The sequence below is a fragment of the Enterococcus crotali genome, assembly GCF_000633635.1.
GTDB lineage: Bacteria > Bacillota > Bacilli > Lactobacillales > Enterococcaceae > Enterococcus_L > Enterococcus_L crotali.
The window spans coordinates 183,233-205,050 of sequence record NZ_AYPQ01000003.1 but is presented as its reverse complement, the minus strand read 5'-3'; the positions used below and the strand labels follow the sequence as shown (position 1 = coordinate 205,050).

The following is a 21,818-nucleotide window of genomic DNA, read 5'->3' as shown; positions in this document are numbered from 1 at the left end:
AATTCTTGATTTCAGAGGAAAGAACAGGGATTTTTGAAAGGGGGCAGGGTGGAATTTCACCCGAAGTAGATGAGAACAGAAATGTTGGCCATGATTTTAGCTGGTGGGCAAGGAACACGCCTAGGAAAGTTAACGAAAAATATCGCTAAACCTGCTGTGCCTTTTGGCGGCAGATATCGAATTATTGATTTTACATTAAGTAATTGTATCAATTCTGGCATCAAAAATGTTGGCGTCGTCACCCAATATCAGCCGCTTGCATTAAATAACCATATTGGAAATGGCGCAAGCTGGGGCTTAGATGGGATTGATTCTGGCGTGACGATTTTACAACCCTATTCTAGTTCTGATGGTGAAAAATGGTTTGAAGGGACCGCCCACGCAATTTATCAAAATATTTCCTATATCGATCAAATGGATCCGCAATATGTATTGATTTTATCTGGGGACCATATTTATAAAATGAATTATGAAGCGATGTTAGAAGAACATATTGCCAATAATGCCTCATTGAGCGTGGCTGTTATTGAAGTACCGCTTAAAGAAGCATCCCGCTTTGGTATCATGAATACAGATGAAAATAATCGGATCATCGAGTTTGACGAAAAACCAGAAGAACCTAAGAGTAATTTGGCTTCGATGGGGATTTATATTTTTAATTGGGGACGTCTACGAACTGTCTTACTAAACAACTATTCGAAAGATGGTCAAATGCTTGATTTCGGAAAACACGTCATTCCTTCCTACTTGGATGCTGGTGAAAATGTTTATGCTTATCGTTTTGATGGTTATTGGAAAGATGTCGGAACGATCGAGTCTTTATGGGAAGCAAGTATGGAATTTATAAGTTTGGAAAATGAGTTACACATGCGAGATAAAAGTTGGCGTATGTTTTCAAAAAACACCATTTCTCCTCCTCATTTTATTACTGAAACAGCCTCAGTTAGCAATTCATTAGTAGTTGATGGCTGTTATGTAGCAGGAACAGTCAAAGATAGTATTCTTTCAACGAATGTGCAAGTAAAGGTTGGGTCAACGATTGAAAGTAGCGTGATCATGCCGGGTGCAACGATTGGAAAAAATGTTAAAATCAAAAATGCGATTATCGGTGAAAATGCGATCATTGGTGACAATGCAGTGATTTATAAAGAAGATGACATTGAAGTGATCGGCTATTCTGAAGTGATTGGGGTGCAAAGCGATGAAGACTAAAAAAATGTGTGCGATTTTAGGAAATGTATCAGCATTTCAAGGCTTATTACCATTAACGGAAGAGCGACCCTTAGATACATTGCCTTTTGATTGCAAATATCGGTTGATCGATTTTCCTCTTTCAAGTATTGCTAATGCAAACATCAACTCGATTTTTATGATATTCAATGAAGGGGAAACCCGTTCAGTTTTTGATCATATTGGTGGTGGGAAAGAATGGAATTTAGATTCTCTTCAAAATAGCTATTTTGTTTATTTCTATCAGGATTTTTTAAAGCAAAAAGCACAAGGGTTGCCTTATTATTCTGCGGTGATCGATTATCTTGAAAAATCAGAATCTGAGTATACAGTTTTTATGGGAAGTAACATGCTTTGTGCGATTGATCTGCGGGCTGTTTTGAAAACGCATCAAAAACAAAACAATAAGATGACGGTTGTTTATAAACGGATGGAACCAGAAAAACTATCAGCGAATAATCGAATCATTCAAGTCGACAAAGCAGGAAATGTCGCAAGTGTTCAGGCCTTTGAGCAAGAATTAGAGAAAGAAAAACAAGTGAGCCTTTCTATGGACATCTTTATCGTTCAAACCAAGTGGCTGATAGAAGAATTAATAATCGGTCAAGCCAATAACAGTTCGACAAGTCTGATTGAATTTTTAGGAGAAAAAATAGGGGATACTCAGACGACAGCATACGAATATACTGGATATTTAAGTAATATCGATGATGTTACTTCTTACTATCAGGCTAATATGGATATGTTGGACGTAAAAAAATTCAATGCATTGATGTATACAAAACAAAAAATTTATACGAAACGTAAAAATGAAGTGCCGACCTATTATTCAGAGAATTCTAGTGTAAAAAATAGTCAGTGTGCAACCGGCTGTATCATCGAGGGACATTTGGAAAACAGCTTGATTTCAAGAAGAACGATGATTAAAAAAGGAGCCAAAGTGACACGAACGATCGTGATGTCGAACGCTCAAATTGAAGAAGATGCAGTGATCGAATATGCTATATTAGATAAAAATGTCACGGTCAAGGCCGGAGTGAAAATTTCTGGTACAGCACAAAATCCTGTCGTGATCCATAAAAATCAAGTGGTTGAGAAAGATGTTATTGGGGGAACTGAGTGATGAATGTATTATTTGCAGCAGCAGAATGCGCCCCTTTTTTCAAAACGGGAGGATTAGGTGATGTAATAGGAGCATTGCCTAAAGAACTAGCTAAAAAAGAGGCAAAAATTTCTGTTGTTTTGCCGTATTTTACAAAGATCCCCGAATCCTTTAAAGCACAATGTGAGGATCTAACCAGCTTTTATGTTGATGTTGGTTGGCGCCATCAATATTGTGGGATTAAACGGTTAGTTCGGAATGATGTTACCTATTATTTTATTGAGAACGCATATTATTTTGATCGTGAAAATCTATATGGCTATGAGGATGACGGAGAACGCTTTGCCTACTTTTCTTTAGCAATCATAGAAATGTTGGCGAAAATCAACTTGCTACCTGATATTATCCATGTAAATGATTTTCACACAGCGATGATTCCTTTTCTGTTAAAGGAAAAAGATCGATGGATCGAAGCTTATCGTTCAATCAAAACGGTGTTAACGATTCATAATATTGAATTTCAAGGAGCGTATAGCAAAGAGTTATTGTCAGACTTTTTTGGAATGGGACCAGATCGTGACTATGATGCTGCTGTCGGCTTTGGAGATGGCGTCAATTATTTAAAAACGGGGATCTTATACGCTGATCGAGTGAATACCGTGAGTCCGTCATACGCAGAAGAAATAAAAACACCTGAATTTGGTTTTGGCCTAGATGGTATTTTACGGCTAGAACAAGAAAAATTGACCGGCATTTTAAATGGAATCGACTATGATATGAATGATCCAGAGACAGATCAATCGATCCCAGCAAATTTTTCGATAAACGACTTATCAGGTAAAAAGAAAAACAAAAAAGCGTTGCAAACGAAAATGGAACTGCCCATTCGGGATGATGTACCGTTGATTGGTATCGTCAGTCGTTTAACGTTTCAAAAAGGATTTCATCTGATTTTAGATGATTTAGCGAAACTTTTGGAAAAAGAGGTTCAACTGGTGCTTCTTGGAACGGGAGACCCGGAAATTGAACAGTCGTTTAACTATTTTTCTGAGCATTATCCAACTAAATTTAAAGCGAAGATTACGTTTGATGTTGACTTGGCGCAATTGATTTATGCGGGTTCTGATCTGTTTATGATGCCATCTGCAACAGAACCATGCGGATTATCACAAATGATTGCCATGCGTTACGGTACTTTACCGATCGTTCACGAAATTGGCGGCTTGAAAGATACGGTGATTCCTTTTAATCCAGTGACAAAAACGGGAACAGGTTTTGGTTTCTCAGATTTTAGTTCCTATTACTTATTATATAGCACAAATATGGCGATTGATTTGTATTGGAACGATCAGAAAACATGGATACAATTGATGGAAACAGCAATGGCAAAGGATTTTAGTTGGGAAAAATCAAGCCGATTATACTTGGATTTATATCAAAAAATGATGGGATTCTAAATAATTTTGTTGACCAATAAAAATAACTGCGGTATACTTTTAGCGAGAAATGAATAGCCAAAGAAAGCCATAGAGGTGTTTTTGTGAGTGTAAGTATCTAACTAGAGGAAATGAATAGCTGAAGAATAAACAACCATTTTTAGATGGCTTCTTTAGCATACCTATGTTGATACCTATCTTAACTCATAAAAAATCACCTGATAGACTGTCGTATATCTATCTTTATTTATTGATTAGTGAGGGATGAAGGGACACTTCATCCCTTTTTGTATATCCTATTGATCGATAAAACATATACGCAGCTAAAAGGAATTTCTTTGGCCTATTCAAAAGAAGATAGGTATCTCTTAAAAGAGAAGGAGATACCAATGAATCAAGAAACATATAATAAAACGCAATTTAATACAATCAAAGAAAAACTAATGACCTATGCAATCAGTTACTACGGAAAAGAGCGAATCAACGCATTACAGCCAAGTAGTCACTTAGATGTGGTCAAAAAACGTTTACAAGAAACCTCAGAAGCAAAAGCCTTGCTTCTCGCAAATCTACATGTTCCATTTATGGGCTTAAACAATATTGAACATCTAACCAATCAAGTTGAAAAGGGGTTTATTTTAGAGCCTAATGAGTTAGTCAGCTACGCAGATTTTCTTAGGAGTAGTCGTTTGATTCAATCATTCATGCAAAAAAATCAGTTTATCGCACCAATTTTAGCTAGATATAGCGAATCGTTACAGCTCTTTTCTGATATTGAAGATGAAATTTATCAGGTCATTCGCAACAATCAAGTGGAAAATGATGCCAGTCGTGAGCTTCGTAAAATTCGTCGGGCTGTTCAAGAGTGTGAAAAAGAAATTGAACTGAAACTAAATTCATTTCTTAGAAATGCGCAAAATAAACCGAAAATTCAAGAAGCAATCGTGGTCAAGAAAAACGACCGATACACAGTACCGATCAAAGCAACTTATAAAAACCAAATCTCAGGAACCATTATAGATGCTTCTTCGAAAGGGACGACTGTTTTTGTTGAGCCGGCAACTGTAGCTAAACTGAATGATAAGTTATATCAGCTAAAGATGGAAGAAGCGACAGAAGTGTACCAAATTTTATCTACTCTGACTGGCTTGATTGCAGAACAAATGAGCTCGATCCAATCAAACTTAGAAGTGGTTGCACAATATGACATGATTTTTGCTAAAGCGAAATACAGCAGAGAAATCAACGGCATTGAACCTAAAATCAATCAAGAAGGAATCATCGAATTTGTCAATGTGAAACACACATTGTTAGGTGACACGGCTGTACCGTTGAATCTCTCACTTGGCAAAGAGTATCGTGGGCTGACGATCACCGGACCGAATGCAGGAGGAAAAACGGTTGTGCTAAAAACGGTTGGACTGATTTCGCTGCAAACGATGATTGGTGTGCAAATTATTGCTGATCACGGCACGAATATTGCTATTTTTGATCAGATTTTCGTTGATATCGGAGATCAGCAAAGTATCGAGAATGCGTTGAGCACTTTCTCAGGACATATGCATAATATCTCTGAAATTCTTGCTAAAACGAAACAAAACAGCTTGATTTTACTCGATGAAATCGGTAGTGGAACCGAACCAAATGAAGGTGCAGCATTAGCAATCGCGATCATGGAAGCTTTCTACAAAAAAGGCAGTATCATTATTACAACGACGCACTATGGAGAAATTAAACGTTTTTCTGAACAACATGAAGATTTTCTCACTGCTGCAATGGCGTTTGACTCAGAGAACTTAATGCCTAAATACCAATTGATTTTGGGAGAAACTGGTGAAAGCAACGCTTTTTGGATCGCAAATAAGATGAACTTAGATAAACATGTCGTTAAACTTGCTCAAAATTATTTACATGATCGCAACTATTCAACTAAGAAGGAAGCGTCCCTTCAAAAAGTCAAAAAACAAAAAGAACAAACGATTTTTCCAACGTATGAAAAAGGGGATCGGGTCTTTTGGACAGAGAATAAGAAAATTGGTTTGGTATTTGAACCCATAGAAATGACGAATGATGTTGTGATTTATGTGGACAATGAAAAAATAACCGTTCATAAACGCCAATTAAAACTAGATCGTAGCGCAAAAGAACTATATCCACCAAATTATGATCTAGATTCCTTATTTGAAAATTATCATGAGCGTAAAAAAATCAGGGATCTGGAACGTGGTTCTAAAAAAGCCCACAAGAAATTAAAAAAAGAAATGCAGATGAGACAGGCGAAAACAGAAGACTAGCTTTTCATAATGAAACCCAAAAGTGAGCGAAAGACAACAGTCAGAGAGAATCTGATTATTGTCTTTCGCTCTTTTTTAGAGATAGAGTAAGCACAAAGGGAAAATCATTTAGTCAAAGGATATTTTTCACCAAATTTTCGAATTTCTACTAAAACTGTTTTTAATTCTTGGCCTTTTTTGCTTAATGAGTACTCTGTTTTTGGAGGGATTGCTTGCAAAACTTGCTTATTCACCAGCCCATCCTCTTGAAGTTCTTTTAATTCCTTACTAAGAGTATGTGGTGTGATGGAATCCAATAAACGTTGCAATTCGTTGAAGCGCCGATTAGATTCAAGCAGATAATATAAAATCAATATTTTCCATTTTCCTCCGATGATAGCTAGAGTATTTGCTGTCGCACAATTGCATTTTGTCATTTGTTCATAGGTTTTTCTCATTGAAATCACTATCCTTTTTGACAGTAGTCTTAAATATAACAGTATTATATATTTTATAGTCATGGTTTACAATAGAAAAGGTAATGAAGAAAGGATGATTTTAAAATGAATGAGGTTGTAAAAGTATTGCAAAATCACGCAACGGTCAGAAAGTTTGATGCTGACTATGCTATTTCCAATGAGGTAAAAGCGGAAATAATCAAGGCAAGTAAACAGGCTCCTTCCTGGATGAATGGACAAGCTTACAGTATACTGACGTTTCAAGAAGAGGATGAAAAACGAAAACTTGTAGAGATTTTAAGTCAAGACCAAGAAAATATTTCTAACGCTAAGATCATCGAAAGCTCATCGCTGTTTTTATTATTTTGTATTGACTTTAGTCGTTATGGGCTAGAAAATGCGAGGGATTCTTTTGAAAATGAGTTGGAGCCGCTTATTATTGGTACAATGGATGCTTCATTAGCATTGGAAAATGCCTTGATTGCAGCAGAAAGTTTTGATCTAGGAACCTGTGTAATCGGTGGACTTAGAAGAGTATCTACAGAGATCATTGATAGTTTTGGGATAAACGAATACATATTTCCACTTGTTGGATTGGCAATTGGAAGCCCATTAAAAAAGGCAGTACCTAAACCTCGCCTATCTGTAGAATCAACTGTTTTTTCTGGTTCAAATGCTCATAAAACAGCTTCAAATGAAGAAATCAAAGAATATGAGCACCAACTTCAAGTTTATGCAAAGGAGAATGGCTACATGTCAGAACCGTGGTTAAGCCGGTTTAAAAACTATTATAAAGAGCAAAACTATCCTGCAAAAACAGTTGAGGGATTGAAAAAACAAAGATTAATTTGATGTATAAAAACTGGGAAACGAAATAGTAGTCCGTTATTTGGCGGATTATTGTTTCGTTTTTTAGGAAATGTATTACATAATTCGCTGAAAAAAGAGTTGTAATTAAATTATCTCTTTCAAAGTTTTCAACCCGATTTTTCAATGGTATAATAACCACGGAGGAATATGTCGAATGAATGAAAATCAATTATCAAAGCGTTTAGCACGTGTGGGCGAATTAGTCCCTGAACAAAGCCGTTTAGCAGATATCGGTTCTGACCATGCGTATTTACCTGTAGCATTAGTTTTACAAAAGAAACTTGATTTTGCGGTGGCTGGAGAAGTTGTAACAGGTCCATATGAAGCAGCCAAAAAACAAGTTAGAAAAAATGGTTTAACAGAACAAATCATCGTCCGTTTAGCTGATGGCTTAGATGCTGTAAAAGAAACAGACAAAATAACCGCTGTCACGATTTGTGGTATGGGTGGTGTTCTAATTCGTGACATTTTAGATGCTGGTTGGAATAAGCAGCGTCTTCAAGGAAACGAACGCTTAGTTTTACAACCCAATGTTGGCGAAAAACCGTTACGCGATTGGTTGACAGTCCATGGCTATACAATTATCGAAGAAGATATCTTAGAAGAAAATAATAAAATCTATGAAATCATTGTCGCGTCCAGACAAGAGCTAAGAGTTGCTTATTCAGAAAAAGAACGCCTTTTCGGTCCTATCTTACTAAAAAAACAATCCCCTATTTTTCGTAAAAAATGGTTAGGTGAGCTAAACCAGCGTGAAACTATTTTAGCTCAATTGGCCAAAGCATCTGGTGACCAAACGCTTAGAATTCAACAAATAGAAAAGGAAATCGCTGAAATTAAGGAGGTTTTGTCAGATGAGTCTTGATGGTACAGTATTTATTGATCGTTTTGAAACGTATTGCCCTCAATGGCTGGCTGAAGCAGGTGATCCTGTTGGCCTGCACATTGGTACATTGAACAAACCATTGAATCGTGTCATGGTCACATTAGATGTCCGACCAGAAGTAGTTGAAGAAGCAATCGCGAAAAAAATCGATTTGATCATTGCTAAACATCCGCCTATTTTCAGACCAGTGAAACGCTTAGATACGGATGATCTTCAAACAAAAATGTATGCTGATTTATTAAAACACGATATTGCCGTTTTTGCCGCACATACCAATATGGATATTATTGATAATGGGTTAAATGACTGGTTTTGTGAGCTGTTGGGAATCCAAGAGCCGACTTACTTAACCAAGACTCATACCGTTGGTTATAAGAAATTAGCTGTTTTTGTCCCTGTAGAGGATGCTGCGAAGATGCGTGAAGTACTTGGACAAGCAGGCGCAGGTTTGCAAGGAGATTATGTAAATACGAGCTATTCATTGATCGGAACAGGCAGATTTACGCCAGTTGCAGGTGCCAACCCAACAATAGGTACGATTGGTAAAGAAGAAGCTGTTCAGGAAGCAAAAATTGAAGTTATTTTTCCTGAAACGATCGAAATGCAAGTCATCACAGCAATGCGAACGGCACACCCTTATGAAGAACCCGCCTATGATGTCTATCAAATAGACAATATAACGAAAGAATATGGCTTAGGACGTATTGGTCATTTAGCTAAACCAATTTCTCTAAAAGAATTTGTATCTATCGTCAAAGAAGTCTTTGATTTAGACGGATTACGAATAGTAGCAGAGGACGACACAAAACTGATTCAGCGTGTGGCTATTTGTGGCGGTAGTGGTGAAAAATTCTTCCGTGATGCTATCAAAAAACAAGCAGATGTTTATATTACAGGGGACGTTTATTATCATACAGGACATGATATGCTGACAGAAGGCTTACCGGTGATCGATCCAGGACATTATATCGAGCAATTATGTAAGCCAAAGTTGGTTGAACTATTCAATCAATGGAAAAAAGATTATAATTGGAACATAGAATTTATCGAATCAGAGGTAAATACAAATCCATTTCAATTTAGATAAAGAAAGAGGGAACGAAACGATGTATGAAAATTTATTACCACGTTTTTTACGTTACGTAAAAACAGAAACACGTTCTAATCCAAACAGTAAAACAACCCCTTCAACACAAACACAAGTTGCTTTTGCGCAAACGTTGAAAAAAGAATTGGAAGAAATTGGGATGAGTGATGTGATCTACAATGAAGCCAATGGGTTTGTGATCGCTACTTTACCAAGTAATATAGAAAAAAAGGTGCGCTCAATCGGATTTATTGCCCATATGGATACGGCAGATTTCAATGCAGTCAATGTGAATCCGCAAATCATTGAAAACTACGATGGTGAATCGACCATCAAATTAGATAGCGAAGGGAAGTTTACTTTAAATACAACTGATTTCCCTAATCTAAAAAATTATGCCAATCAAACCTTGATCACAACGGATGGAACCACTCTTTTAGGAGCGGATGATAAGTCTGGAATCGCTGAGATCATGACAGCAATGGAAATCTTGATCAAGGATCCATCAATCAAGCATGGTACGATCCGTGTGGCATTTGGACCAGATGAAGAAATTGGTGTTGGCGCAGATAAATTTGATGTGGAACAATTCAATGTGGATTTTGCTTACACGATGGATGGTGGTCCAGTGGGAGAGTTGCAATACGAAACATTCAACGCTGCCCAAGCTGAAGTGACGATTCAAGGGAAAAATGTTCATCCAGGAACGGCTAAAAATACAATGATCAATGCTCTGCAGTTAGCCATTGATTTCCATAATCAATTACCACAAAACGAAGTACCAGAAAAAACAGACGGGTACGAAGGGTTCTTCCATTTAGCACAAATGAGCGGAACACCAGAAGAAGCTAAAATGACGTATATCATTCGTGACCATGATCGTGAAAAATTTGAAGCTCGTAAAGCGTTGATTCTTAAGATTCAAGAAATCATCAATCAGCCTTTTGACCAAGATCGTGTGCAAATCGATTTATTCGATCAATATTACAATATGGGTGAAGTGATCGAAAAAGATATGAGTATTATTGAATTAGCCAAAAATGCGATGATCGATCTGGATATCAAACCATTGATCGAACCAGTGCGTGGTGGAACAGACGGGTCAAAGATTTCTTATCTAGGTATTCCAACACCTAATATTTTTGCCGGTGGTGAAAATATGCACGGACGCTTTGAATTCGTTTCATTACAAGCGATGGAAAAAGCAACGAATGTTATCGTGAAAATTGCGGAATCTAACGCTAAATAATACTATTTTGCTCAAATAATAGTAAAAATTGAAAAGAGGGAGTACAGTTACATGGAGTGACTTACTTCCTATTTTTCTGTCGAGGTTAGATGATTCACTGCATAGTTTTACTTGAAAGGAAATGTGATGACGATGGAAAATGTAATGATTCTTTTTAATGAAACATCTGGTAAGGATAAAGGTAGAGAATTAGCTGAACAATTTGTAGATTATGCAAAAAATCATGGACAAACAAATACACATTTTTTATTAGAACAAGTAGGTCCAGATTGTGATAGTAAAAAAACAGTTGAAAAAGCAAAAGCTGAAAAAATCGATACACTGATTTTTATTGGCGGAGATGGTACAATCAATCATAATGTGGCAGATTTTAAAGAGGAGTTGCCGCATCTAAAGGTGGGATTGTTGCCTGGCGGGACAGTCAATAATATGGCAAGAGTGTTAGGGATTCCTATGAAGTTTGAAGCAGCAGCTGATATTATTCTGGGTGGTACTACTAGGAAAATAGATTATGGAATGATTAATCAAAAAGTCATCGTCAGCACAATGACTATTGGTATTTTAGCAGATACAGCGGCTCGGATCAGTCAAGAAGAGAAACAAAAATATGGGAAGCTTATATTTGTAAAGAACTTTTTTAAATTACTGGCTAAGAAAAAAAGATATCACTTAGAAATCAAAACAGAAAAAGAACAATGGCGTGGAAAAACACAACTGGTGACCGTGACGATGACTAACTCGGTCGGCGGCTATACTAACTTTGATGATTCGGCATCACCTGATGATGGTTTATTTCATCTAACCATTTTACCGAAATTAAATATTTTTAAATTAGCTTTTTACCTACCGAAGATCATTCTGGGTAAAGTTTATGAACTTCCTGATATTAAATATATAACGGCAGCTGAAATAAGTATTAAAAGTTCACGGGAAAAGAAAGTTGGTACACGCGTTGATGGCGATCCAAGTGAGGAGCTACCAGTCAAATGAAAGTCGTGAAGCATGGGTTGACCGTTTTTGTGCCAAAATCATAGTGTCAAATTAAGTTTTTGTTTAATTGTTGAATTAACTTTACATCACGTATGCTTTCAAGGTATTCTATTTAGGAGAATGTTTTTGGAGGGAGAAGAATGACAGGTTTGTTGAATCATTTACCATGGGCGTATTTGCTCATTGTAAATTTGGTTGGATTTTTTGTGATGTATCTTGATAAACAAAGAGCCAAAAGGAAAAAGTGGCGAGTACCAGAAGTTGATCTTCTGGTTATCGGATTGATCGGTGGAGGCGTTGGCGGTTTGTTTGCGCAGCAGCTTTTTCATCATAAGACAAGGAAGTTACGCTTTTATTTTGCTTTTATTTTTGGTACACTTGTGACTATTGCAATTATTTGTGTTAGTTATAAAAGATAATCGCGAATACAATATAGTGGGGAGAAACTATGAAAAGCAATTCTAAAACAAAGGTTTTTCTGAATATCGGTTTGCTGGCAATTTTTATTGGAGTAATCATTTATGTGATGGATAATTCACTTAGTGATATCTTTGCTCAATTAATGAAAACGAGTTGGGTTGTTGTGGCTTTGGTCATCTTGTTGGGTGTGATCTATCAGATTGTGGAAGGTCGTTCTATTAAAGAGATTGCTTCTTATTTTCAGAAAGATTTTACAACAACAGACGGTTTTTTTACCTCATGCTATGTCGCTTTTTATCGTGTGATTTCGTTTGGGACAGGGACATTGCTTTCTGAAATTTATTTTTATAAGAAGAAAGGACTCGCTGTATCTCAAGGAGTTGGCGTGACAGCTTTACACATGATCATGTATAAAGTTGCTGTCATTTTTTTATCTATTTTGGGTCTGGTTTTCCAATTTTCTTTATTTTATGAGCGTGCCCCGAAAATGATTCCTTTTATATTAGTAGGAGTCGGGTTAACTTTTGTGATTATTTTTTCGCTGCTAGTTCTTTCCAGCAGTATCAATCTTCAAATTCTTTTAATCAAATGGACAAACAAGCATTTCAAACGTAAAAGATTACGCGATTGGGTGGATAAGTGTAATTTACAAATCTATTCGTTGAGAGAAACTGTCCAGACGATTACAAAAGATCGTTCAGCGATGATGCGTATTTTTGGTTGGAATGTCGCTAAGTTACTTTTCTGGTACGTGATTCCGTACGTTGTATTGGTTGAGAATCATCCGAATATCGATTTTCTTTTGGTTCTTTCTTTTACTAGTTTTTCGGTTATTTTATCGGGTGTTTTTCCAACTCCAGCGGGAATTGGTCCGTTTGAATTTGTTTATTTATTATTATTTAAACCTTTAGTAGGTACTGTGGATGCAGTATCATCATTGCTATTATACCGATTTGGCAGTTTTGTGTTGCCATTTTTGATTGGTTTTGTTTACGTCTTGATTCAAAAAAGACGAGAAATAAAATTAGGACTTCATGCTGTTAAAGAAGAGAAAAAAGAACGTATTGATTCTTAACGAAGGTAGGATCATTCTGTTGAAATTTGAAAACATGCAAAGAGTAGCACGAAATAGAGAATATTTCGTATTGCTCTTTTTTATTTGAACGTTAGAAGAAATTAAATAGCAAAATCCCAATATTAACAGCTAATACCAAAATAATATGCTATACTTTAGACACGTACTAGGGGAGTCATTTTGACTGAGACGTTCGTTTGAACGGACCCTTTGAACCTGTGAGTTGATACTCGCGTAGGGAAGTAGTCTAAGAAATAGAATAAGACGACTCGACTCTATGAAATGGTTCTTTGTCATTTCATGGAGTTTTTTCTGTTTTTAAGATACTTCTCAAAAATTTAGAGGAGGAATTGCATGACGTTTACAGAAGAAGTAAGAGCATCGGCTGAAAAAATTTGGCAAGAAAGTAAGGAACATCCATTTATCTCAGAATTAAAGGCTGGAACACTGTCCCCTGAAATTTTTCGTTTTTATTTGATTCAAGATCGCTATTATCTGGAACAATTTAGTAAAATCCATCTAAAGGCAGCAGAACTAGCAACGGATAAGGAGATCAGAACTTGTTTCTTAGATGGCGTCAAAAGTTTAGAGGCAGCAGAAATATCAGTGAGAAAGACTTTTTTCAAAGAACTTGACGTGACAGAAGAAGAAATCATTCAAACACCAATCACACCTACTGCTTATCACTATACCTCACATATGTATCGAGAGGTTGGAACAAAAAGTCTTGCTAGAACAGCTGCCGCACTATTACCTTGTTATTGGTTGTATCAAGAAATTGGAGAAGAGCTGATTGAAAGCGGTTCGCCTGATCCCTTATATCAACGCTGGATCGAAACGTACGATAGCGAAACTTACCGGGCAGCTGTTAGTCGACAAAGGAGATTGACGGATCGTTTAGCGGAACAAGTAGCGACAGAAGAACGTTTACTTATGAAACAAGCCTTTCTTATCAGCAGCTATGAAGAATTAAATTTTTGGGAAATGGCTTATACAAAACAAAAATGGGGGTTAAAAGATGATTGATTATCAATTGATTGATGAATTACGTTTAAAAAATCCACTCGTCCATAATATTACGAATATCGTTGTTGCCAATGATTCCGCAAATGGCTTATTGGCGATTGGTGCATCGCCATTTATGTCTAGTACTGTTGAAGAGATGGAAGAAGTAGTGTCGATTTCGGATGTAGTTGTTTTGAATATGGGAACGTTAAATGAGGAACAATTAACAGCGATGATCTTGGCTGGTAAAAAAGCGAATGAATTAGGAAAACCAGTAGTTTTAGATCCAGTCGGTGCAGGAGCAACAAGCTATCGCAAACAGGCGGTTGAAAAACTATTGAATCAAGTTAAACCAACGTTGATCAGAGGAAATGCGGGTGAAATTGCAGCAATCGAAGGTAGTGATTGGGCAGCTAAAGGCGTGGATGCTGGAACTGGATCTGGTGATGTAACAAAAATTGCCGAAAATCTAGCGTTAAAACTGAATTGCTTTATCGCTGTCAGTGGCGCAATAGATACAATCACAGATGGGAGCAAAAGCTATCTCGTAAAAAATGGAACGTCTTATTTCACTAAAATGACAGGAGCAGGCTGTCTGCATGGATGTATCTGTGGTGCTTTCTTGGCAATTGATGAAGAGCAGTCGTTGGAAAGTGTTGTTACAGCGAGTGTGATGTATGCTTTAGCGGGCGAATTAGTAGCAGAACAACTAACAGAGATTTCTGTGGGGTCATTTAGAACCTATTTACTGGACCAATTATCAGTTTTAGATCGTTTAATAGTTCAGCAAAAAGCAAATGTTGAAAGGAGCAATAAGCAATGAATGAAACTAGCCAAGCATTAACGATAGCAGGTTTCGACAGTGGTGGTGGAGCAGGAATGCAGGCAGATTTAAAAACGTTTCAAGAGCGCTTTGTATTTGGCACTTCTGTTTTGACAGCATTACCGATCCAAAATGCACAAGGTGTAAAAAAAGTCTATGATATTCCTTTGGAAGCGATTCAAGATCAATTAGCTATTGTTAAAGAGGATTTCAAGCTTTCAGCGGTAAAAACAGGTATGCTTTTTACCGCTGAAATTACACATTTAGTTTCGGAGTTTTTAAAAACAGCCGATTTCGGTCCTTTGGTTATTGATCCTGTGATGATTGCTAAAAGCGGACATGCTTTACTTAAGGATTCAGCTGTCAGATCGTTGATTGAAGAATTACTACCACAAGCATTTGTTATTACGCCGAATATTCCAGAAGCAGAAGTGATCAGCAATATGCCGATCAAAACTAAGGCTGAAATGATTATTGCTGCGAAAAAGATCCAAGCGTTGGGCGCAAAAAATATTGTTGTAAAAGGCGGCCATCACCTTGAAGGGACACAATCAACAGATTTATTATTACTAGAAGATGGTCAGCTGGACTGGTTATCAGCACCTAGAATCAATACTAAAAACACTCACGGTACAGGTTGTACCTTTTCAGCCTGCATTACAGCTGAATTAGCGAAAGGATCTTCTGTCAGATCAGCTGTTCATATAGCGAAAGCATTTATCCAAGCAGCAATCGCTGATGGGATCCAAGTTGGATTGGGCAATGGTCCAACGAATCATTGGGCGTATAGAAAGGTCGAAAGTAATGAAGAACAGTAAAGAAATGCTATCAGTTTATTTTATTGCAGGAACTCAAGATATCCAAAATGGCGATCATTTACCAAGCGTGTTGGAGTCGGCTTTGAAGGCTGGGATCACGTGTTTTCAATATCGGGAGAAAGGCAAAGGGAGTTTGCCGCACCCAGAGGCCAAAAAGGAGATGGCGCAAATTTGTCAGCAATTATGTGAGCAGTATCAGGTTCCTTTTTTGATCAACGACGATGTTGCTCTAGCTTTAGAAATTGGGGCTGACGGGATTCATGTGGGGCAAAAAGATCAGGCTATCGAAGAAGTCTTAACGCTTTTCACAGATAAAATTGTTGGTTTATCTTGTCATGATGAACAGGAAGTTCTGGTAGCAAATGAACTGGCAGGAATCACTTATTATGGAATCGGCCCAATCTACGGTACGATATCAAAAGAAGATGCAGAATTGCCGATTGGCATAGCGAAACTGAAAGAGTTAACGGAGAAAGCGTGTAAACCAGTTGTTGCCATAGGCGGTATCAATACGAAAAATGCTCAAAGCGTATTAGAGACACATGTCGATGGTGTATCAGTGATCACGGCGATTACACTGGCAAAAGATATTAAAGAAGCAGTGGGGAACTTAAAACAACATTAGGAGAGAGCAAATGAAAAATTGGGGAAGAGTGGTTAGTTTAATAAGTATCGTTTTATTTATTTTTTCAGGGTGTGGGAATCAAAAACAGCAAGTAAAACAAAAAGAACAGGTAGATTGGCCTTTTTATGAAATCCGTTCGGATGATCAAATTGTGGGGTATCTATTAGGTTCTATTCATGTTGGAAAAAAAGAAATGTACCCTTTCCCAAATGAAATTCTAGAGGCGATTCATGATTCCTCAGAAGTAGTTTCAGAGGTCGCCTTTGCATCGTTTGATTCACCAACCACAATAGCGCTGTCCCAAAAAGCGATGGCTGAAAAACCGCATATCTTGACAGAGTTGACAGAAGATGAAAAAGAACGATTAAGTAAAAAATTAGCTTCTTACAATTTTCAGCTAGAAGATTTGAAGGATTTGAATTATTTTGGCTTATTATCTATGTTGCAAGGACAATATATGACGGCTAGCGATTTCTTACAAGGGGTTGATATGAACGTCGCAAATGAAGTTAAGAAAAGTAAAATCAACAACACTGGTTTTGAAACAGCTGCTGAACAATATCAATTTATGAATGAAGCCACAGCTGATATAACCAAAAAGGCAAGTTGGATTGAGGATATACCAGAATTATCAGAGGCTATCACAGAAAATGAAAGACTTTTAACTATGTACATTTCAGGTGAACTTGAGCAGAATTTCAGCGAGATTTTTCAAGAGAATCTTTATGAGGGATTTTCAGAAATTATTTTAGAAAAACGGAATTTAAATTGGCTACAAAAACTAAAAGAAAAGTTGCCAACTCAAAAGCAAACATTTATCGTTGTTGGTGCAGGGCATCTATACGGAAAGTCTGGTTTGATTACATTGCTAGAAAATGAAGACTATTCAGTGATTAAAAGAGAATAACTAGAAGAGGATGGGACAGAAGTGTTTAATCCCGAGAAATAAGAAGGAATTCACGAAAATTGTTCTTCAAATTTTTGTGAATTTCAGCTTATTTCCGAAGGGATTGCTTCTGCTCCCACCGTTTATCTGGATTCCAAGTGAGTGGGATATGACTCGAAGAGTTATGTCCCACTCACTTCTAGTTATTGAAAAATACTTTGCACTTTTATTAAAATTAGTGTACTATTTAACTAGAACACTAGTGAAGGTGAAAATCAATTGGAGGTAAAGCCATGGATTTCCATACAGATCGACCGATTTATTTACAGATTATGGACTTTATCATTCAGCAAATCGTTTCTGGAAAGCTTAAACCTGGGGATAAAGTCAAAGCTGTACGAGAAATGGCAGTCGAATTAGCCACAAATCCAAATACTGTGCAACGTGCTTTACAAGAATTAGAGCGTGAGGCTATTTTGTTTTCTAAACGTGGGTTGGGTCGCTTTGTCACTGAAGATAGGGAAACAATCAGACTGCTGCAAAAACAAGCAGTTGGGAACGTAATTGAAAACTTTTTAGTTGAGATGAAAAAATTTGGTTGGACACAAGAACAAGCGAAAGATTTACTGGGAGAGTACATCGAAAGGGAGAAGGAACGATGAAGGAATTAGTTAAGATTGAACAATTAAGTTACCGTAAAGGAATGAAACAGATTTTTAGTCAGCTGGATTTTTCTGTTTCGTCGGGGAAAATCATTGCATTGATCGGCGAGAATGGTTCTGGAAAAACAACGATCATGCGTTTGCTTTCCGGCTTAGCTTTAAACTTCAAAGGACAGATTTTGATCGATAATTGTGTTGTTGGGACAAAGACAAAGTCTTTTGTGGCTTATTTAGAAGATCAAAATAATTTTCAACCGAATCAACAATTAGAAGAGGTCATTTCATTTTATGCACGCTTTTATTCAGATTTTGACAAGCGTAGAGCGTATGAATTATTACGTTTCATGAATTTGAGTGAATCAGAAAAATTAGGTAACTTATCCAAAGGAAATGCTGAAAAATTCGCTTTAAGTATGACCTTGGCAAGAAGAGCGAAACTATATTTGTTAGATGAACCGTTAAGCGGAGTGGACTTATTATCTAGAGAGAAAATCATTCAATCATTGCTCCAGTGGTTTGATGAAGAAAGTACGATCATTATCACTACACATCAGCTAAGAGAAATCGAAATGATCATTGACGAAGTGATGTTTTTGCGAGATGGGCAGATCATCCTCCATGAGTCTTTAGAAGCTATCAAAGAAGTAAAACATAAGGACTTAGAAGAGTTGTATCGGGAGGTGTATGAAATATGACAAAGTTTTTTCGTCTTTTTTTTTCAAAAACACTTTTTCTTATTTATAGTATTAGTCTAGTTTTGACTTTTTTGTTGGGGCTTGTAAATGTGTACAGTGTAGGTCGACATTCTGTCGAATTTAGCATGGCATTTTTAGTGTTTTCAATTATGATTTTTTTCTTGTTGTTCTTTGTATTGGAATCCAATCGTATCTATCAGTTTTTTCGAACAACAGATTTTCGCTTATTGCCCGTTAATACGGGAACTCTTTATTTCTATAATTTGGTGTTCAGTGTGATTGTAGGTGTTAGTTTTTTTATAGGAAATGTGATCATCGGCGTGATGACAAATTACGTGATAATTAATATCCCATTTGCTATAGATACGACGTGGCTCGAAGGCTTAGCGGCAACTGTTGATGTAATAGTGCTATTTTTGATTATACAATTTCTAGTTTGTATTTACTCTGCGATTAAGCAGTTTGTTCAAAAAAAATTTCGTTGGATCTTGGAAATTATTTTATTCATCTTATTTACGTTTTTGATGGATCGTTTATCCGTTTTTGATTTGAATATAATAAAATGGCTTGAGGTTGATCGGCTTGGTTTGGAGCAAGAACTTTATTTTAGAGTAATTCTACAATTAGTAATAGCCTGTTTCTATTTTAGTCTAAGCATCTGGACGATCAATCGTTATGTGGAAGCGGGGGATAAATAAATGTGGCAACTGTGGAATGAATATAAGAGAGAGAGCCGCTTATTTTGGATGTTTAGCAGCTTTGCCTTTTTATTTGTTAGTGGCTTTCTTATTTATAAATTAGGCGTTCAACACATTCATTTTGAAGGGATTTCTCAATTTGTTTTAATTGTCGTACTTTTATTTATGTTTGTTCATCTTATCTGGGAGATGTACCGACAAATCAAATCATGGAAAAATAGTCAATATCGGTTACTGCCGATCAGTGATGCTAAATTTTATTTCAGCAATATCTTGTTTAGCTGGTTTACGACGACGATTTTTTTATTCGGGTACTATTTATGTTTATTCAGTATAGTCTTTCTGTTAGATAAGCAAGTAGATATGGCGAATTTTCAAGAGTACTGGAAGCATCTTTTGATTGCCAGTTACTTTTTCTTTTCAACATCGATTTATATTCAGTTGGTGTATTTATTAAGTAGTTTGATCAGCATGAAAGCACCGATCAGATTGCAACGAGTAGCAAAGTATGTTCTCTTTTTCCTTTTGTTTGCAGCAGAAGTAACAATCAGCGAACAACTGTTAAACGGTTATAGAGAGCTTGCATTTATTGATAGTCATCAGTTCAAAATCACTATTGGGTATGTCCCATTGTATTTAGGAGATTTGATTTTTGACGCATGTTTACTTGTGATCAGTGCTACAGTCAGCATCTTTATTTTGAAGAATTACATTGAGGCAGAAAGAAGGTAAATTATGGAAAACAAGAAGGTCTTAGAAGTAAAAGACATTTCAAAACGTGTCGGTAAAAAGAAAATTATCAAGGGAGCGTCATTTACAGTTAAAAGCGGGAGCGTTACTGGTTTGTTAGGGCCTAACGGTGCTGGAAAAACAACGATCATTCGGATGCTAGTTGGGTTGATGAGTCATGATGAAGGATCGATTCAAATCAAGGGACAATCATTATCAACTGATTTTAAAGAAGCGATGGCTCATGTAGGTGCAATTGTTGAAAATCCCGAGTTCTATAATTATATGACGGGAATGGAAAACTTAAAACAATATGCAAGGATGTCGCAAAAAACAATCACAGATGAGGCCTTGGATCAGGTGATCCACAGTGTTCATCTAGAAAATAACATCGATCAAAAGGTCAAAACCTACTCTTTAGGAATGCGTCAACGATTAGGCGTAGCACAAGCAATTTTGCATCAACCTGATCTGTTGCTTTTAGATGAGCCGATGAATGGCTTAGACCCAAAAGGAATGCGGGAATTCCGTGAGATGATTGAATCATTGAAAAAACAAGGTGTGGGTGTTCTGATTTCAAGTCATCAGCTAAGCGATATGGAATTATTGTGTGATGATTTGGTGATTGTTCAAAAAGGGGAGATTACTTATATTGGCCCAATGAATAATCCAGAAGAAGACAATAAATTAATTTTATTACTGGAAACAGATCAACAACAAGAGGCGTTAACGTTCTTGACGGAACAACAATATAGTGTCGCGGTGGAAGAAAGATATTTGAAGATCGAACTGATTGAGGATGTTAGAACGGTTCTAGTCAAACAATTGGTTGAGGCGGGGATCGGCATCAAAGAGTTGAAAGTCCATGTTGATTCTTTAGAGGAAAATTTCTTGCGTTGGACAGAAGATGGAGGGTTATAAGATGGGTGTATTGATAAAAAATGAATGGGTCAAGTTGATCAAGAAAAAATCATCTTGGATCATGTGGATCATACTAGTTGCAATGACCTTTGGAATCACTTTAATAGTCAAATCAACCACCACTTCTCAAAACGGTGAAGCGATGATGAAAGCTAATGATCTATTTGCAAGTTTGACTGAAATGACATCATTTCTCAATTTATTTATCGTGATTGTTGCAGCGTCTATCGTTGCGGAAGAATTTAGTCGTGGAACAATTAAGTTCCTATTGATCCGTCCTTTTACGAGAAGCCAGATTTTATTTTCAAAATTTGTTGTTTGTATGATTTATAGTGTAATTGGAACTGTGATTTTATATCTGAGCAGTTTGATTTCTGCAAATCTATTACTTGCTAGTCAATCTCCATTGATGATCGTTAAGGGCTATCATGGGTGGAATGCGCTGACAGTTGCAGGTGCTTACGCAGGTGCCAATCTACTGTTGATTCTTTTATATGTCACGATCACCTTGTTTATATCCGCTGCGATTCGTTCTCAAAGCTTAGCGGTAGGTGTTGGGTTAGGTGTTCTATTTGGCAGCAGCATTATTAATTCATTTTTGAATATGGTGATCCAAAAGTATCAATGGTTAAAATGGAACCCATTTAATATGTTAAATATCAAAAATACGGTCATGGAAAATTCCGGAGCTGAAAACAGTTATGCAGCTTATCTGAATTTCTGGCAAATGGCTGGAGGAATCTTGGTGTATAGTTTGGTTATTTATTTATTGATGCAACAGCTATTTAAAAAGAGAGATGTTTCATTGAGTTAAGGTAAAAAGCCCAACTCGTAGACAAAAACTAAAAGCCAAGTAAGCAATACCTAAAGCTTGCTGATG

22 protein-coding genes, 2 pseudogenes and 1 riboswitch are annotated in these 21,818 nt (G+C 36.7%); of the genes and pseudogenes, 23 read left to right on the top strand and 1 reads right to left on the bottom strand.

The genetic code is table 11. The features are described 5' to 3' along the window. Positions 1 to 69: 69 nt before the first annotated feature. The 4 genes from V192_RS0109360 (at position 70) to V192_RS0109345 (ending at position 6,062) form a co-directional block, all read left to right on the top strand. Positions 70 to 1,212, top strand: coding sequence for a glucose-1-phosphate adenylyltransferase (locus V192_RS0109360; protein WP_025871100.1), 1,143 nt, complete (start codon positions 70 to 72; stop codon positions 1,210 to 1,212). After that, positions 1,202 to 2,353, top strand: coding sequence for a glucose-1-phosphate adenylyltransferase subunit GlgD (gene glgD / locus V192_RS0109355; protein ID WP_025871099.1), 1,152 nt, complete (start codon positions 1,202 to 1,204; stop codon positions 2,351 to 2,353). Before V192_RS0109360 ends, glgD begins: the two co-directional genes overlap by 11 nt. Continuing rightward, the gene (gene glgA / locus V192_RS0109350) at positions 2,353 to 3,789 is read left to right on the top strand and encodes a glycogen synthase GlgA (protein ID WP_025871098.1); all 1,437 of its coding nucleotides are present in this window, start codon (positions 2,353 to 2,355) and stop codon (positions 3,787 to 3,789) included. The genes glgD and glgA overlap by 1 nt, the downstream gene beginning before the upstream one ends. Before the next feature lie 368 nt (positions 3,790 to 4,157). Then, a complete protein-coding gene (locus tag V192_RS0109345) occupies positions 4,158 to 6,062 on the top strand; it encodes an endonuclease MutS2 (RefSeq protein WP_025871096.1) in 1,905 nt (634 codons plus the stop codon). A gap of 104 nt (positions 6,063 to 6,166) precedes the next feature. Here the strand turns inward: V192_RS0109345 and V192_RS0109340 are convergent, their stop codons facing one another. After that, a complete protein-coding gene (locus tag V192_RS0109340; RefSeq protein ID WP_025871094.1) occupies positions 6,167 to 6,499 on the bottom strand; it encodes a winged helix-turn-helix transcriptional regulator in 333 nt (110 codons plus the stop codon). Between the two features lie 105 nt (positions 6,500 to 6,604). Here V192_RS0109340 and V192_RS0109335 point away from each other — a divergent pair, with 105 nt between their 5' ends. The 19 genes and pseudogenes from V192_RS0109335 to V192_RS0109245 all read left to right on the top strand — a co-directional run bounded on the left by V192_RS0109335 (position 6,605) and on the right by V192_RS0109245 (position 21,752). Next, on the top strand, positions 6,605 to 7,351 hold the full coding sequence (locus V192_RS0109335) for a nitroreductase family protein (RefSeq protein ID WP_025871092.1): 747 nt from the start codon (positions 6,605 to 6,607) through the stop codon (positions 7,349 to 7,351). A gap of 172 nt (positions 7,352 to 7,523) precedes the next feature. Next, entirely contained in the window at positions 7,524 to 8,234 is a 711-nt protein-coding gene (locus V192_RS0109330; RefSeq protein WP_025871090.1) for a tRNA (adenine(22)-N(1))-methyltransferase, read from the top strand. Next, a complete protein-coding gene (locus V192_RS0109325; protein WP_025871088.1) occupies positions 8,224 to 9,342 on the top strand; it encodes a Nif3-like dinuclear metal center hexameric protein in 1,119 nt (372 codons plus the stop codon). Before V192_RS0109330 ends, V192_RS0109325 begins: the two co-directional genes overlap by 11 nt. A 19-nt stretch (positions 9,343 to 9,361) precedes the next feature. Continuing rightward, the gene (gene pepT / locus V192_RS0109320) at positions 9,362 to 10,591 is read left to right on the top strand and encodes a peptidase T (RefSeq protein ID WP_025871086.1); all 1,230 of its coding nucleotides are present in this window, start codon (positions 9,362 to 9,364) and stop codon (positions 10,589 to 10,591) included. 132 nt (positions 10,592 to 10,723) lie between these two features. Next, a pseudogene (locus tag V192_RS19840) lies at positions 10,724 to 11,625 on the top strand (diacylglycerol/lipid kinase family protein). A 96-nt stretch (positions 11,626 to 11,721) separates the two neighbouring features. Then, positions 11,722 to 12,000, top strand: a complete 279-nt coding sequence (locus V192_RS0109310) for a DUF1294 domain-containing protein (RefSeq protein ID WP_025871084.1) — start codon at positions 11,722 to 11,724, stop codon at positions 11,998 to 12,000. Positions 12,001 to 12,029: 29 nt separating this feature from the next. After that, entirely contained in the window at positions 12,030 to 13,076 is a 1,047-nt protein-coding gene (locus tag V192_RS0109305; protein WP_025871082.1) for a lysylphosphatidylglycerol synthase transmembrane domain-containing protein, read from the top strand. Between the two features lie 158 nt (positions 13,077 to 13,234). Further along, a riboswitch (TPP riboswitch) is annotated at positions 13,235 to 13,334 on the top strand. 96 nt (positions 13,335 to 13,430) lie between these two features. After that, positions 13,431 to 14,102 (top strand): thiaminase II, encoded by a 672-nt coding sequence (gene tenA, locus V192_RS0109300; RefSeq protein WP_025871080.1) that lies wholly within the window; start codon positions 13,431 to 13,433, stop codon positions 14,100 to 14,102. Continuing rightward, positions 14,095 to 14,904, top strand: coding sequence for a hydroxyethylthiazole kinase (thiM, locus tag V192_RS0109295; RefSeq protein ID WP_029948202.1), 810 nt, complete (start codon positions 14,095 to 14,097; stop codon positions 14,902 to 14,904). Before tenA ends, thiM begins: the two co-directional genes overlap by 8 nt. After that, complete coding sequence (thiD, locus tag V192_RS0109290; protein WP_025871076.1) at positions 14,901 to 15,722, top strand: bifunctional hydroxymethylpyrimidine kinase/phosphomethylpyrimidine kinase; 822 nt, start codon at positions 14,901 to 14,903, stop codon at positions 15,720 to 15,722. The genes thiM and thiD overlap by 4 nt, the downstream gene beginning before the upstream one ends. Further along, a complete protein-coding gene (thiE, locus tag V192_RS0109285; RefSeq protein ID WP_025871074.1) occupies positions 15,709 to 16,347 on the top strand; it encodes a thiamine phosphate synthase in 639 nt (212 codons plus the stop codon). The genes thiD and thiE overlap by 14 nt, the downstream gene beginning before the upstream one ends. Positions 16,348 to 16,357: 10 nt before the next feature. Further along, positions 16,358 to 17,254, top strand: coding sequence for a TraB/GumN family protein (locus tag V192_RS0109280; protein ID WP_029948200.1), 897 nt, complete (start codon positions 16,358 to 16,360; stop codon positions 17,252 to 17,254). A gap of 10 nt (positions 17,255 to 17,264) precedes the next feature. After that, positions 17,265 to 17,381 (top strand): annotated as a pseudogene (locus tag V192_RS22735) (DUF3788 family protein); the annotation flags it as partial. A 145-nt stretch (positions 17,382 to 17,526) separates the two neighbouring features. Beyond that, a complete protein-coding gene (locus V192_RS0109270) occupies positions 17,527 to 17,895 on the top strand; it encodes a GntR family transcriptional regulator (RefSeq protein WP_025871072.1) in 369 nt (122 codons plus the stop codon). After that, complete coding sequence (locus V192_RS0109265) at positions 17,892 to 18,590, top strand: ABC transporter ATP-binding protein (RefSeq protein WP_025871070.1); 699 nt, start codon at positions 17,892 to 17,894, stop codon at positions 18,588 to 18,590. Before V192_RS0109270 ends, V192_RS0109265 begins: the two co-directional genes overlap by 4 nt. An 89-nt stretch (positions 18,591 to 18,679) precedes the next feature. After that, the gene (locus V192_RS0109260) at positions 18,680 to 19,288 is read left to right on the top strand and encodes a hypothetical protein (RefSeq protein WP_239644629.1); all 609 of its coding nucleotides are present in this window, start codon (positions 18,680 to 18,682) and stop codon (positions 19,286 to 19,288) included. Next, a complete protein-coding gene (locus V192_RS0109255; RefSeq protein ID WP_025871066.1) occupies positions 19,289 to 20,020 on the top strand; it encodes a hypothetical protein in 732 nt (243 codons plus the stop codon). A gap of 3 nt (positions 20,021 to 20,023) precedes the next feature. Beyond that, on the top strand, positions 20,024 to 20,938 hold the full coding sequence (locus V192_RS0109250) for an ABC transporter ATP-binding protein (protein WP_025871064.1): 915 nt from the start codon (positions 20,024 to 20,026) through the stop codon (positions 20,936 to 20,938). A 1-nt stretch (position 20,939) separates the two neighbouring features. After that, entirely contained in the window at positions 20,940 to 21,752 is an 813-nt protein-coding gene (locus tag V192_RS0109245; RefSeq protein WP_025871062.1) for an ABC transporter permease, read from the top strand. Positions 21,753 to 21,818: the final 66 nt, after the last annotated feature.

What these genes read in the sequence shown, in the direction of transcription:
- V192_RS0109280 (WP_029948200.1), top strand. Translation starts at nt 16,358, where the DNA reads ATGAAAAATTGGGGAAGAGTGGTTAGTTTAATAAGTATCGTTTTATTT.
- V192_RS0109255 (WP_025871066.1), top strand. Translation starts at nt 19,289, where the DNA reads ATGTGGCAACTGTGGAATGAATATAAGAGAGAGAGCCGCTTATTTTGG.
- pepT (WP_025871086.1), top strand. Translation starts at nt 9,362, where the DNA reads ATGTATGAAAATTTATTACCACGTTTTTTACGTTACGTAAAAACAGAA.
- thiD (WP_025871076.1), top strand. Translation starts at nt 14,901, where the DNA reads ATGAATGAAACTAGCCAAGCATTAACGATAGCAGGTTTCGACAGTGGT.
- thiE (WP_025871074.1), top strand. Translation starts at nt 15,709, where the DNA reads ATGAAGAACAGTAAAGAAATGCTATCAGTTTATTTTATTGCAGGAACT.
- thiM (WP_029948202.1), top strand. Translation starts at nt 14,095, where the DNA reads ATGATTGATTATCAATTGATTGATGAATTACGTTTAAAAAATCCACTC.
- V192_RS0109360 (WP_025871100.1), top strand. Translation starts at nt 70, where the DNA reads ATGAGAACAGAAATGTTGGCCATGATTTTAGCTGGTGGGCAAGGAACA.
- V192_RS0109325 (WP_025871088.1), top strand. Translation starts at nt 8,224, where the DNA reads ATGAGTCTTGATGGTACAGTATTTATTGATCGTTTTGAAACGTATTGC.
- V192_RS0109245 (WP_025871062.1), top strand. Translation starts at nt 20,940, where the DNA reads ATGGGTGTATTGATAAAAAATGAATGGGTCAAGTTGATCAAGAAAAAA.
- V192_RS0109305 (WP_025871082.1), top strand. Translation starts at nt 12,030, where the DNA reads ATGAAAAGCAATTCTAAAACAAAGGTTTTTCTGAATATCGGTTTGCTG.
- glgD (WP_025871099.1), top strand. Translation starts at nt 1,202, where the DNA reads ATGAAGACTAAAAAAATGTGTGCGATTTTAGGAAATGTATCAGCATTT.
- V192_RS0109250 (WP_025871064.1), top strand. Translation starts at nt 20,024, where the DNA reads ATGGAAAACAAGAAGGTCTTAGAAGTAAAAGACATTTCAAAACGTGTC.
- V192_RS0109345 (WP_025871096.1), top strand. Translation starts at nt 4,158, where the DNA reads ATGAATCAAGAAACATATAATAAAACGCAATTTAATACAATCAAAGAA.
- V192_RS0109335 (WP_025871092.1), top strand. Translation starts at nt 6,605, where the DNA reads ATGAATGAGGTTGTAAAAGTATTGCAAAATCACGCAACGGTCAGAAAG.
- V192_RS0109310 (WP_025871084.1), top strand. Translation starts at nt 11,722, where the DNA reads ATGACAGGTTTGTTGAATCATTTACCATGGGCGTATTTGCTCATTGTA.
- V192_RS0109270 (WP_025871072.1), top strand. Translation starts at nt 17,527, where the DNA reads ATGGATTTCCATACAGATCGACCGATTTATTTACAGATTATGGACTTT.
- V192_RS0109340 (WP_025871094.1), bottom strand. Translation starts at nt 6,499, where the DNA reads ATGAGAAAAACCTATGAACAAATGACAAAATGCAATTGTGCGACAGCA.
- glgA (WP_025871098.1), top strand. Translation starts at nt 2,353, where the DNA reads ATGAATGTATTATTTGCAGCAGCAGAATGCGCCCCTTTTTTCAAAACG.
- V192_RS0109330 (WP_025871090.1), top strand. Translation starts at nt 7,524, where the DNA reads ATGAATGAAAATCAATTATCAAAGCGTTTAGCACGTGTGGGCGAATTA.
- tenA (WP_025871080.1), top strand. Translation starts at nt 13,431, where the DNA reads ATGACGTTTACAGAAGAAGTAAGAGCATCGGCTGAAAAAATTTGGCAA.
- V192_RS0109265 (WP_025871070.1), top strand. Translation starts at nt 17,892, where the DNA reads ATGAAGGAATTAGTTAAGATTGAACAATTAAGTTACCGTAAAGGAATG.